The following is a 12,465-nucleotide window of genomic DNA, read 5'->3' as shown; positions in this document are numbered from 1 at the left end:
GCGGGCCGGCCCGATCGCCCGCCCGCGTGCCGTCGCGGCCCCGCGCCGCCTGCCGCGCGTTACCGGCGCCGCACGACCATCAGCCGCGGCTCGGTCATGTCCTCGATCGCATAGCGGATGCCTTCGCGGCCGAGACCGGAATCCTTCACGCCGCCATACGGCATGTTGTCGACGCGGAACGACGGCACGTCGTTGATCACGACGCCGCCGACTTCCAGCTCGTCCCATGCGCGGTGCGCGTGCGTGAGCGAATCGGTGAACACGCCGGCCTGCAGCCCGAAGTCGCTGTCGTTCACGCGCGCGAGCGCGTCGTCGAAGCGGTCGAACTTCTCGAGGATCGCGACCGGGCCGAACGCCTCCTTCCGGTACAGGTCCTGCTCGCGCCCGACGTTTTCCAGCAGCGTCGCCTCGAACATCGCGCCGTCGACCTTGCCGCCCGCGACGATCTTCGCGCCCGCCGCGACGGCCGCGTCCATCCAGCCCGACAGCCGGCGCGACTCGGATTCGGAGATCATCGGGCCGACGAACGTCGACGGATCCTTCGGATCGCCCATTTTCAGCGAACGCGTCTTCGCGATCAGCTTCTCGCGCAGCGCGTCGTAAAGGTCGGCATGCACGAGGATCCGCTGCACGCCGATGCAGCTCTGGCCCGACTGGTAGTACGCGCCGAACGCGAGCCGCTCGACCACGTAGTCGAGCCGGTCGCGCTGGTCCGCATCGACGATCGCGGCCGCGTTGCCGCCGAGCTCCAGCACGACTTTCTTCTTGCCGGCCTTCTCCTTCAGCGCCCAGCCGACGGCCGGCGAACCGGTGAACGACAGCAGCTTGAAGCGCTCGTCGGTCGTGAACAGGTCGGCGCCGTCGCGATGCGCGGGCAGCACCGAGAACGCGCCCTTCGGCAGGTCGGTTTCCGCGAGCACCTCGCCGATGATCAGCGCGCCGATCGGCGTGCGGCTCGCGGGTTTCAGCACGAACGGACAGCCGGCCGCGAGCGCGGGCGCGACCTTGTGCGCGGCGAGGTTCAGCGGGAAGTTGAACGGCGAGATGAACGAGCACGGGCCGATCGGCACGCGCTTCGTGTAGCCCGTGTAGCCCTGCGCTCGCGCGGAGATCTCGAGGTTGACGATCTCGCCGTCGATGCGCACCGATTCCTCGGACGCGACGCGGAACGTATCGATCAGCCGCGTGACTTCGCCCTTCGAATCGTTGATCGGCTTGCCGGCCTCGATGCACAGCGCCTCGGCCAGCTCGTCGAAACGCTCGCGAAACCGCGCGACGCAATGATCGAGCACGGCCTGCCGCTTGTAGGCCGGCATCTCGCGCATCGGCTTGGTGGCGTCGACGGCCGCGGCGATCGCCGCATCGATCGCCTTCGCGTCGGCCAGCGCGACGCGCGTGGCGACCTTGCCGCTGAACTTGTCGGTCACGTCCAGATCGGTGTTCGCGTAGACGGCTTCGTTGGCGAGGTAATACGGATAGGTTTCCTTCAACATGGAACGACTCCTTCCTGTGAACGGGAATTCAAAGTTGCGCCGACAGGCGCTTGATCTCGCGGTTCAGCACGCGCTCGTTGTCCGAATAGTCGATCGGCACGTCGATTACGTGCACGCCCGGCGCCGAGAAGCACTCGCGCAGCAGCGGCTCGAGATCGTCGGCCGACTCGACGCGGTGCCCGTGCGCGCCGTAGCTTTGCGCGTACGACACGAAATCGGGGTTCTGCAGCGTCATCGCGAAATCGGGAAAATTCATGTTCTCCTGCTTCCAGCGGATCATCCCGAACGCGTCGTCGCGCAGGATCATCACGACGATGTCGAGCTTCAGCCGCACGGCCGTTTCGAGCTCCTGCGAATTCATCATGAAACCGCCGTCGCCGCACACGGCGATCACCTTGCGCTGCGGATGCACGATCTTCGTCGCGATCGCCGACGGCAGGCCGGCGCCCATCGACGCGAGCGCGTTGTCGAGCAGCAGCGAGTTCGGCTCGTGCGCGCGCCAGTAGCGCGCGAACCAGATCTTGTACATCCCGTTGTCGAGACAGACGATGCCGTCCACCGGCAACGCGTTGTACAGGTCGTTGACGATCCGCACCGGATACATCGGAAAGCGCGCGTCGTGCTGCCCTTTCTGCAGATGCGCGTCGAAATGCTCCTTGATCATCCGGAAGCGCTCGAAATCCCAGTGCGATTGCGGGGCCACCGCTTCCTTCATCTGCCACACCGCGTTCGCGATGTCGCCGACCACCTCGATCTGCGGAAAATAGACGGGATCGACTTGTGCGCCGAGGAAGTTCACGTGGATCACGGTCTTGTCGTCGGTGCGCATGAAGAACGGCGGCTTCTCGATCACGTCGTGGCCGACGTTGATGATGCAATCCGCGTGCTCGATCGCGCGGTGCACGAAGTCGCCGTCGGACAGCGTCGCGTTGCCGAGCCACAGCAGGTGCGTCTCGTCGATCACGCCCTTGCCCATCTGCGTCGTGAAGAACGGGATGCCCGTCTTGTCGACGAATTCGAGCAGCATCTTGCAGGTGGTCTTGCGGTTGCCGCCCGCGCCGATCATCAACAGCGGATGGCGGGCGGCCTGGATCGCGTCGACCGCATGCGCGACCGCCTTCTCCTCCGCCACCGGCCGCCGGCTGTAACTGCGCGGGATCGGCTTGCCGTCGCCCTCCTCGTGCGCGATGTCTTCCGGCAGTTCGAGGTGCGCGGCGCCCGGGCGCTCCTCCTCCGCGCGGCGGAACGCCTCGCGCACGGCCGACGGGATGTTGCCGATCGACACGATCTGCCGCGTGAACTTCGTGAGCGGCTGCATCATGTCGACCACGTCGACGATCTGGAAGTGGCCCTGCTTGCTGGACTTGATCGGCTTCTGCCCGGTGATCATCAGCATCGGCATCCCGCCGAGCTGCGCATACGCGGCGGCCGTCACGAAGTTCGTCGCGCCCGGCCCGAGCGTCGCGAGACACACGCCGGTACGGCCCGTGAGGCGGCCGTAGGTGGCGGCCATGAACCCGGCCGCCTGCTCGTGCCGGGTCAGCACGAGCTTGATCTTCGATCGCCGCAGCGATTCGAGCAGATCGAGGTTTTCCTCGCCGGGAATGCCGAACACGTACTCGACGCCTTCGGCTTCCAGCGCCTTCACGAACAGATCCGATGCTTTCATGGGGACTCTCGGTTATGCCGCCTGCCCGGCCTACGGACACGCGGCGTTCAGGACGCGCGCCGGCCTACGGCACGCGGACGCCTTACCTACCGGACACAGACCACGGCACTGCTCGCCGTGCGACACGCGATGCTCGGTGCGTGATGCGCGGCGGCGCCTCCGGATGCCGGAGGACGAACGGACTCGTCCGCGCGCGGCGAGCACGCACGGACGGCAAAGACGTTTTTGATTGTAGACGGATTCGCGGAATTCCGAATTCGACCGGATGGCCGGCTCCGGCCGCGCGGCAGCATCGGCCTGACGGCCAATTCGACCCGGAACGACGCGCGCGGCGCTACCGTAGGCGCAACCGATTCCTTTCCTCGAACATGTGAACCATGGTTGACATCCTGCAATCCGTGCCCTACAGTGCACCCACGTTCAGCATCCGGACCACCGACGTCTTCGACGCCTGGTTTGCCGGCCTGCCCGATCGCCTCGCCAAGCGCCGCATCCAGGCGCGCATCGACCGCCTGTCGATGGGCAATACGGGCGACTGGAAATCCGCCGGCGCTCCCGTCGTCGAAATGCGTATCGACCACGGCCCCGGCTATCGCGTCTACTACGTGAGGCGCGGAACGATATGGGTCATCCTGCTCTGCGGCGGCGATAAATCGACGCAACGAGCCGACATACGCGCCGCGCACGCAATGCTCGCGCACCTCGACATGGAGTGATCGATGGACAAGATCAACACGCGGCCGTGGGATTCGGCCGAACACCTGAAAACCGAAGACGACATGGCCGAGTACTTCGACGCATGCCTGCAGGAGGGCGGCGACGATCCGGCCTTCATCGCGCACGCGCTCGGCGTGATCGCCCGCGCACGCGGCATGTCGCAGGTCGCGCGCGATGCGGGCCTGTCGCGCGAAGGGCTATACAAGGCGCTGTCGCACGACGGCAATCCGAGCTTCGGCACGATCCTGAAAGTCATCAAGGCGCTCGGCCTGCAATTGCACGGCGCCAAGGCAGCCGCGTAACCCGGCGGCGCACCGCAGCGCGCCACGGGCGCAACGCGCGTGCCCGCGTCAGTGCAGCCATCCGGCCGCCCAGCGCGGCGCGAGCGACACCAGATACAACCCGAGCCCGATCAGCCCGCCGACCAGCGTGCCGTTGATGCGGATGGTTTGCAGATCCTTGCCGATGTTCAGCTCGATCTGTCGCGACATCTCGCGCGCATCCCAGTTGCGCACCGTGTCGCGAATGTGACGCATCAGGAAATCGGCGAAATCGGGCGCCATCTCGTGCACGGCCTTCTCGACGTGCTCGTTCAGCGACGCACGCAGCGCCGGGCTCTCGGCGAGCCGTGCGCCGAGCCAGCCGCCGAGCGTCGCGGCCTGCCGGTGCAGCGCCGAATCGGGGCGCGCGAGATCGGCCTTCAGCCACGCGCGCAACTGGTCCCACAAATCGCGCACGTAGTCGTTGAACGCATCGCCGTCGCGGATATAGCGCTTGATCTCCTCGCCCTTCTCGATGAACGCCGGGTCGTGCTTCAGCCGTTCGGTCAGCCGCACGACCGTCCGGTCGAAGCGTTGCCGCAGCTCGTGCTCGGGGTCGGCCGCGACGCCCTCCAGCACGCGGCTCACCGCGCTCGCGAGCATCCGCGCGCCGTTTTCGCCGAACCACTGCGTCGGCATGATCTTCTCGACCTTCGGGTATTGCGTCTTCAGCCATTCGACGATGAAGCCCGCGATCACCTCGCGGTTCTCTTCCTTGCCGAGCACGTCGACCACCTGTTCGATCGCGTCGTCGAGCAGCGCCTGGTGGCGGCCGTCCTTCGTCAGCGTGTCGAGGATCGCGCCGGCCGATTGCGACAGGTCGACCCGGTCGATCACCGCGCGAAACGCGTCGTGGACGAACGACTGGATCCGCGCGTCGTCGGTCATGTCGAGCGCGAAACTCATCAGCTTCGTCACGTAGCCGCCGAGCGCGTCGGTGTTCGCCGGCTCGCCGAGCCACGCGCCGAGCTTCTGCGCGGGGTCGTGCTGGCGGATCTGCGCGGCGAGCGCGTCGGGGCCGAGGAACTTCTCGCGCACGAACGCCGCGAGGTTGTCGGCGATCTTGTCCTTGTTCCTCGGGATGATCTCGGTGTGGCGCGACACGAACGGGATCGGCACGCGGCGGAACAGCGCGACGACCGCGAACCAGTCGGCGAGCGCGCCGACCATCGCGGCTTCGGCCACCGCCTTGCAGCCGTCGACCCACGGGCCACGCGGCAGCAGGATGGTGGTGACGAACACCGCGACGGCCGCCAGCAGCAGCCACAGCGCACGGCGCTTGCTTCGTTTCAGTTCGAGGGCTTTGTCTGGCGTCATGGGCAACCGGTGAAACGGCAATGCCGCTAATATGCACCGATCGCCGGCCCGCGACAAACCCGCGCGCATTGCGCGCGCCGGCCACGTTGTCCAAAACGGACTTCCTGCATGTCCGGCTATCCGCGCCGGGCACCGGGCCCCGAGCGCCAACGCGAACACGGCCACGCGGACCGCGCTCGCGCACCGCGTCAGAGGAACGTCTTCAGATTGACTGCCGGATCGGCCAGCTTCACCGGATCGGGCACCGCGCCCGCCGCGATCAACCGCCGCGACGCGCCGATGTCGCGGCCGACGTTCGCCGCGGCCACCGCGACGATCTTCCCGTCGTCGCCGAGCCCAAACACCGCGAACAGCCCGCTCGCCGGATCGCCGCGCACGACGATCGTGCGTTCGCCGCCGAACAACCCGAGCATCTGCAGGTTGCAGTCGTACTGATCGGACCACAGCCACGGCAGCTCGGCATAGCGCTCGTCGGCGCCGAGCAGGTTCGCGGCCGCGACGGCCGGCTGGTTTTCGGCCACCTGCCACGATTCGATCCGCACATGCCGCCCGAGCAGCGGATTGAAGTGCATCGTCACCTCGCCCGCCGCGAAGATCGCGGCGTCGGCCGTGCGACAGCCCGCATCGACGCGTATCCCGTTGTCGACGTCGAGCCCGGCCGCGTGCGCCAGCTCGACGTTGGGCACCACGCCGATGCCGACCACGACGACGTCGGCCGGCACGTCACCGCGATCGGTCTCGACGACTGCGCCGCCGCCCGGCGCGCGGCGGATCGCGCGCGGCAGCGTCGCCATCTGAAAATTCACGCCGCGCGCATCGTGCAATTGCCGCGCATACGCGCCGACCACTTCCGGCAACGCGCGCTGCAGCAACCGCGGCGCCGGGTCGATCACCGTCACGTCGCAGCCGAGCCGACGCGCCGCCGCCGCGACCTCGAGGCCGATGAAGCCGCCGCCGAGCACCGCCACGCGGCGCCCGGGCGCGAGTTGCGCACGCAACGCACGCGCATCGTCGACCGTGCGGACGTAGTGCACGGCGACACCTTCGTCGATCGCCCCGCCGAACGTGCGCACGCGCGAGCCCGTCGCGAGCACGAGCTTCGCGTACGGCAACGTCGCACCGTCGTCGAGCCGCACCCGCCGTGCGTCGCGCTCGATCGCATCCACGCGCGTGCCGAGCCGCAATTCGACGCGCTGCGCGTCGTACCATGCGGCATCGCGAATGAACGCGCGCTGCTCGCCGCCATCGCTCAACAGCGCGTCCTTCGACAGCGCCGGCCGGTCGTACGGCAACTCGCGCTCCGCGCCGATCATCACGATGCGCGCAGCGGCGTCGCGCTCGCGCAGCGCCTCGACCGTGCGCCGCGCCGCGTGGCCGGCGCCGACGATCACGAACGGGTCAGCCGACATTGACTTCCACCTGCCCGTCGACGAGCCGGATCGGATAGACCCGCACCGGCTCGGTGATCGGCGCGCATTTCGGCGCGCCGGTGCGAATGTCGATCAGCCCCTGGTGCAGCGGGCATTCGACGCAGCCGTCCTCCACATAGCCTTCGGACAAGCGCGCATGACCATGCGAACACAGGTCGTGCATCGCGAACAGTTCGTCGCCGATCCGGAACACGGCGATCGGCTTCTGGCCGGCGACGCGCGCCGCCGGTTCGTCTTCGGAGAATTCGTCGAAAGCGCCGAGCGGATGCCACTCGGCCAGCGTTGCTTCAGTCATGTCGATTCCTTGCTTCGTCAGATCGGTCGGAGCGGTCAGATCGGCGTCGCGAGCAGCGTCTGCACGCGCGACGTGTCGTAGATCACGCGCTTGGTCTTGTAGCGCCAGCCGTCGGGCGTGCGCACGACCGTGTCGTAGTACTTGCCGGCCTGGTACACGTTCGATTCGCCGTTGCTGCGCGTCTGCACGACCACGTAGTTGCTCTCGGTATCGAACTCGCCGTCGCGTTCGGCGACGATCGTCAGGCCCGACGTCATGTGCCGGTACGTGTGCTCCTCGTAGATGTTCGCGTGCCGCAGCGACACCACGCGGTCGCGCAGCATCCGCTGGTTCGTGCAGTGGACGATCCCGACCGGCAGCCCGAGATCGGCGTTCTCCTTCGGCACGATTTCGTACGTGCAATCTTCGGTGAACATCTCCGGCCAGTGTTCGAGCCGGTCGTTGTCGAGGTGCCCGATGTAGCGGTTCTGGAGCATATAAATCTCGAACCACGTCTTCATGTCTTCCGTCATCTTTTGCTCCCGCCTCAATAGCCCATCAGCTTCTGGTAGCCGACCCAGAACTTGCGGATCAGGCTCTCGGTGATCACCGTGTCCTGTTGATCCGGATTGCCGCGCGACATCTCGATCACCGACGTCGCATCCGCATCGCGCACCGTGCCGCGCTGCACGAGCTCGGTCGCTTCGGTGTCCTCCATCGAGATGTAGCCGGCCGGCCCGACGAGGTTCGCCTGCTTGATGCGCAGCGCGCGCAGCTCGGGCGTGTCGTCCGCGTAACCGAAGAAGTGGAAGATCAGCTCGAAGTTGTCCGGCCCCTTCGGCAAAATCTGCCGCGCGACCAGCGTGTTGTGGATCTGCTGGATCACGAGCTGCGGGAAGATCGGCTGGATATGGTTCGTGCAGTCCTCGTCGTATTCCGATACGAGATCGAGGATCGATTCGTCTTCCAGATGAAAACCCTCGTCGAACGAGCGAATGTTCTGCTGCTTGTACGCGGCCGACGTGTCGTCGCCGGTCTTCGTCACCGTGATGATGCTGTGCAGCCCGTGGTTCGCATCCGGAATCGAGCGCGCCTTCATCCCGACGCGGAAGATGTTGAAGGTCGTATGGAACAGGTGCAGCATGCTCGCGTGATACGGGTCCTTCACGTTCTCCATGTACAGCTTCCAGTTCGACTTCGAATACTGGCGCGTGCAGCCGAGATACTCGATCGGCTTGTGGAAGATCCGGTCGATCCACGGGCGCATCTGCTCGCCGAGATACTCGGGCAGCGGCGCGACTTCATCGCTGAAGGTCGCGAACACGAGCCCGCGATAGCTGTCCACGCGCAGCTTGCGCAGCCCGTGCTGCTTCGGATCGAAATCGGCCGGCATCCCGGTCATCCCCTTCTGGCCGCGCCGGAACGGCACGCCGAGCAGGTTGCCCTGGTTGTCGAAGCTCCACTGGTGATACACGCACGTGTGCGAGCTCGCGTTGCCGCGCGACTTGCGGCACACCTGCGCGCCGCGGTGCGCGCAGCGGTTCACCCACGCGGACAGCGCGCCGTCCTCGGTGCGCGTGACGACCACCGGCGTGTCGCCGACGAACGTGCTCTTGAAGTCGCCGGCGTTCGGGATTTCGGCTTCGAGCGCGACGAAATTCCACGTCGGCCCGCGGAAGATGCGCTCCTGCTCGCGATCGTAGACGGCCCGCGAACTGAACACCTTGTACGGCACGCGCGAGCCGTCGTCGTGCGGGAAGGTCACGTCGGATGCGTCGCCGCGCGCGGCGAAAACGACGGGCGATTCTGTCTGCTCCATGTCGGACTCCTTGTCGATCCGTTGCGTTGAATGCATGGAGCCGATTTTTGAAAAGCTAATATTCGGCGTCTATCCGGAAAGTGCGATTGCGGCGGCGCAATATCCACTTTCGGCGGATTTCTGCGCTAGCATGACGGCACACGCGACCCGGCGCACGATCGCGACCCATTCGTCGGATCGAAGCGCGCGTCGTCCATACCCAGGCATAGGCCCATGTCCCCAACGTCGTTCGAGCCGCTCGCGCTGCGCGCGCACCGGCTGTTCGAATCCCGCGATCTCGACGAGACGCGCGAGCGGATCTCGCGCGTGATGCAGCCGCACGCGCTGCTGCCGAGCGGCCGCGTGCAAGGCGCGTCGCACATGGATTTCGTCCGGCTGGGCGGGCTCGGGATCGGGACGATCGCGTTCGGCGACGCGATGCGCGTGCAGGTCGACGCCGTCGACGGCTATTACCTGCTGATGTTCTGCCTGTCCGGCCAGGCCGAAGTGCGCGCGATGGGGCGCCAGCTCGGCGTCGACGGGCAGACGGGCGTGCTGTGCGCGCCCGGCGAGCGCTTCGACGCGGTGCTGTCGGCCGATTGCGAGCAGTTCGTGCTGCGCATCGACGCGGCGACCGTCGGCGCGCTGACCGGCGACCCGCGCGCGACGCTCGACCCCGTGCTGCACGTGAGCGACGCCGCGCTCGCCGCGTGGCGCCAGCAGCTGATGCTCGTCGCGCGGTCGCCCGAGCTGCTCGAACGCGCGAACGCGAACCCGCGCGTCGCGTCGCAGCTCGAGCATCTGCTGATCGACCTGCTGATCGAAGGCCACCCGCCGTCCGCGCTGCAGGCGTCGCACCGCGACCCGGCGCCGGGCTTCGTGCGGCGCGCACAGGAATTCGTCGATGCGCACTACGCGCAGCCGCTGCAGCTTGCCGATATCGTCCAGGCCGCCAACGTGCCCGAACGGACGCTGCGCGACGCGTTCCTGCAGTTCCGCGGGATGAGCCCAATGCAATACCTGCGTGCGACGCGGCTCGTGCATGCGCGCGAACTGCTGCGCGGCGCGGCATCCGACCGGCGGATCGCTGATATCGCGCTCGACTGCGGGTTTACCCATCTCGGGCGATTCGCGATCGCGTATCGGGAAAAATTCGGCGAATCGCCGTCGGAAACGCTCGACGCGAAGCGCTGAAGCCGTCCGCGCATGCGCCGCGCCGCACGCCGCATGTCGCGCGTCGTCCTGCCGATCGCCATTCCCACCCTTCGCCTTCCGTGCGTGCGGGCGGCCGCGCCCCGATCGACGGTCGGCCCTCGCTCGCGCGACGACTGCGGGATCTATGCCGGCGGCCCGCGCCGCGGCACGGGATTCGTCGCCGTATCCGCGCACGGCCGGCGCGCCGCGTCGAGCCGTGCGGCTGCGCACGCGAGCGCCCCTTCGATCCGTTCGAGCATCGTGCGCGTGGCCTCGCTGCGCGGGCTCGCGCGCAGCAACAGCCCCAGCCACTTCAGCCGCCGCGCGAGCATCGGCACGACCAGCGTTCGGACGATCAGCCGCTGATCCCCGTCCGACGGATCGAAACGCACGCATGCGTCGACGAGCGCATCGAGCGTGAGTACCACGTGAGCAGAACGCGTCGAGCCTTTCATGGGCCGATACTCCCGTCGCAGCAGCCTGCGGACCGTTATCCCGATCAAAACGCCTGCCAGTCGACGGCTCCGCCCGTGACAGGTTCGCTCGGCTCCGCCGCCGCCGCCGCCGCCCCCGCCGGCGGTCGCGTCGGCGCGCGGGCGAGTGCGGGTGCAGATGCAGGCGCCGACGACGCCACGACCGGCACATCGACGGCGTTCGGCGCGAGCTTGAACGTGGCCATCGCCGCCTGCAGACGGCCGGCCTGCTCCTCGAGCGAATGCGCGGCCGCGGCCGCCTGCTCGACGAGCGCCGCGTTCTGCTGCGTCACCGTGTCCATCTGCTCGATCGCCAGATTGACCTGCCCGATCCCCTGGCTCTGCTCGCGCGACGCGGCCGCGATTTCGGCGACGATATCGGACACCTGCTTGATCGCGAGCTTCACCTCCCCCATCGTCGCGCCGACGCCCGTGGCCTGCTGCGCGCTGTCCCGGATCATCGACACCGACGCGCCGATCAGTTCCTTGATCTCCTTCGCGGCAGCGGCCGAGCGCTGCGCGAGGCTGCGCACCTCGCTCGCGACCACCGCGAAGCCGCGCCCCTGCTCGCCGGCGCGCGCGGCCTCCACCGCGGCGTTGAGCGCAAGGATGTTGGTCTGGAACGCGATGCCCTCGATGACGCCCGTGATGTCGGAAACCTGGCTGGAACTGCTGCTGATCTGCCCGATCGTCGCGACCATGCCCTGCACGGCATCGTTGCCGGCATCGGCCATGCCGGTCGCGCGCGTCGCCAGCGTATTGGCCTGCTGCGCGTTGTCGGCGTTCTGCTTCACGGTCTCGGTCAGTTGCGTCATGCTCGACGCGGTTTCCTCGAGCGACGCGGCCTGCTGTTCCGTGCGGGCCGACAGATCGGCATTGCCGCTCGCGATCTGGCGCGACGCGACCGCCACCGCTTCCGCGCTGCGCTTGATGCCGCGCACCGTCGCGCCGAGCTGCCGATCCATCGTCGCCAGCGCACCGAGCAACCGGCCGAATTCATCGTGCGAATCGACGTCGATCCGGTTGTCCAGCGACCCGCCGGCGATTTCGTCGGCCACGCTCACGGCCCGCCCGAGCGGCGTCGAGATGTGCCGCATCAGGTGCGCGGACACCCACACCGCGACCAGCACGCCGACGCCGATCAGGCCGATCGCGATCCACAAGATCATGACGAAGGTCGACGCGCTGTCGTCGACGAACGACTTCGCCTGATCGATGTTCAGCGCGATGTCGTCGTCGAGCGCCTGCTTGAGCGCGTCGGCGGCGGGCGCCAGACGGTCGATCGCCGCGGCGGCCGCGTCGCGGTCCCCGCCGCCCACCGCCGCGAGCGCTTCGCCCACGCCCGCGCGGAACCGGGGCAGCACGTCGCGGATCCGGTCCGCGATGCGGCGCTCCTTGTCGCTCGTGATCGATTCACCGTAGTAGCGGTTCCATATCGTGTCGAGACGGCGTTGCTCGGCACGCGTCTCGTCGATCCCGCTGCGCACCCGCGCGGGATCGCGCTCGGACAGCGCCCCACGCAGCCGAAGCTGCGTCTCGAAGGTCGCGGCGCGAATTTCCGACAATTCGCTGATCGGCAAAGTGTTGCCCGTATAAGCGTCATGGACGTTCGAATTCAGCCTCGACAGGCCGAACAGGCCGAACACGCCGATGGCGACCATGAGCGCGACACACGCGGCAAGCGCGAAAAAGATCCTGAACTTTATGCTTTTCCCAAATCGGCTCACGCTGCTCTCCTCGAATGTTGCAGGTCGATGCGGAAGGGGAATCCCCACTTCCA

Annotated in this window: 12 protein-coding genes; 3 read left to right on the top strand and 9 right to left on the bottom strand. The window is 67.5% G+C overall.

The features are described 5' to 3' along the window. Positions 1–59: 59 nt before the first annotated feature. A complete protein-coding gene (locus CFB89_RS19310) occupies positions 60–1,493 on the bottom strand; it encodes an aldehyde dehydrogenase family protein (RefSeq protein ID WP_089469241.1) in 1,434 nt (477 codons plus the stop codon). Positions 1,494–1,521: 28 nt separating this feature from the next. Beyond that, entirely contained in the window at positions 1,522–3,162 is a 1,641-nt protein-coding gene (locus CFB89_RS19305) for an acetolactate synthase large subunit (RefSeq protein ID WP_089469240.1), read from the bottom strand. A 377-nt stretch (positions 3,163–3,539) separates the two neighbouring features. Between CFB89_RS19305 and CFB89_RS19295 the strand changes: the two genes are divergently transcribed. Together CFB89_RS19295 and CFB89_RS19290 are read left to right on the top strand one after the other, a co-directional pair. After that, positions 3,540–3,878, top strand: coding sequence for a type II toxin-antitoxin system RelE/ParE family toxin (locus CFB89_RS19295; protein ID WP_089469239.1), 339 nt, complete (start codon positions 3,540–3,542; stop codon positions 3,876–3,878). Between the two features lie 3 nt (positions 3,879–3,881). Next, complete coding sequence (locus tag CFB89_RS19290) at positions 3,882–4,181, top strand: addiction module antidote protein (protein ID WP_050017389.1); 300 nt, start codon at positions 3,882–3,884, stop codon at positions 4,179–4,181. 48 nt (positions 4,182–4,229) lie between these two features. Here the strand turns inward: CFB89_RS19290 and CFB89_RS19285 are convergent, their stop codons facing one another. From CFB89_RS19285 to andAc, 5 genes are all read right to left on the bottom strand, one after another. Then, the gene (locus CFB89_RS19285; RefSeq protein ID WP_089469238.1) at positions 4,230–5,516 is read right to left on the bottom strand and encodes a DUF445 domain-containing protein; all 1,287 of its coding nucleotides are present in this window, start codon (positions 5,514–5,516) and stop codon (positions 4,230–4,232) included. A gap of 188 nt (positions 5,517–5,704) precedes the next feature. After that, entirely contained in the window at positions 5,705–6,925 is a 1,221-nt protein-coding gene (gene andAa / locus CFB89_RS19280; protein ID WP_089469237.1) for an anthranilate 1,2-dioxygenase system ferredoxin--NAD(+) reductase, read from the bottom strand. Then, positions 6,915–7,241, bottom strand: a complete 327-nt coding sequence (gene andAb / locus CFB89_RS19275; protein WP_089469236.1) for an anthranilate 1,2-dioxygenase ferredoxin subunit AndAb — start codon at positions 7,239–7,241, stop codon at positions 6,915–6,917. The genes andAa and andAb overlap by 11 nt, the downstream gene beginning before the upstream one ends. A 35-nt stretch (positions 7,242–7,276) precedes the next feature. Then, entirely contained in the window at positions 7,277–7,753 is a 477-nt protein-coding gene (andAd, locus tag CFB89_RS19270) for an anthranilate 1,2-dioxygenase small subunit AndAd (protein WP_011548235.1), read from the bottom strand. 14 nt (positions 7,754–7,767) lie between these two features. After that, positions 7,768–9,039 carry an anthranilate 1,2-dioxygenase large subunit AndAc gene (gene andAc, locus CFB89_RS19265; RefSeq protein WP_012338515.1) on the bottom strand — a complete coding sequence of 424 codons (1,272 nt, stop codon included), beginning with the start codon at positions 9,037–9,039 and terminating at the stop codon, positions 7,768–7,770. A gap of 213 nt (positions 9,040–9,252) precedes the next feature. On the opposite strand from andAc, the gene andR reads away from it, so the two are divergent. After that, the gene (andR, locus tag CFB89_RS19260) at positions 9,253–10,212 is read left to right on the top strand and encodes an anthranilate 1,2-dioxygenase regulatory protein AndR (RefSeq protein ID WP_089469235.1); all 960 of its coding nucleotides are present in this window, start codon (positions 9,253–9,255) and stop codon (positions 10,210–10,212) included. Positions 10,213–10,355: 143 nt separating this feature from the next. Here andR and CFB89_RS19255 read toward each other — a convergent pair whose 3' ends face one another. Together CFB89_RS19255 and CFB89_RS19250 are read right to left on the bottom strand one after the other, a co-directional pair. Continuing rightward, complete coding sequence (locus CFB89_RS19255) at positions 10,356–10,667, bottom strand: hypothetical protein (protein WP_089469234.1); 312 nt, start codon at positions 10,665–10,667, stop codon at positions 10,356–10,358. Positions 10,668–10,711: 44 nt separating this feature from the next. Further along, entirely contained in the window at positions 10,712–12,412 is a 1,701-nt protein-coding gene (locus CFB89_RS19250) for a methyl-accepting chemotaxis protein (protein ID WP_089469233.1), read from the bottom strand. Positions 12,413–12,465: the final 53 nt, after the last annotated feature.

The sequence above is a fragment of the Burkholderia sp. AU16741 genome (assembly GCF_002223345.1).
GTDB classification, from domain to species: Bacteria; Pseudomonadota; Gammaproteobacteria; order Burkholderiales; family Burkholderiaceae; genus Burkholderia; species Burkholderia sola.
This window is presented reverse-complemented; position numbering and strand designations above follow the sequence as displayed.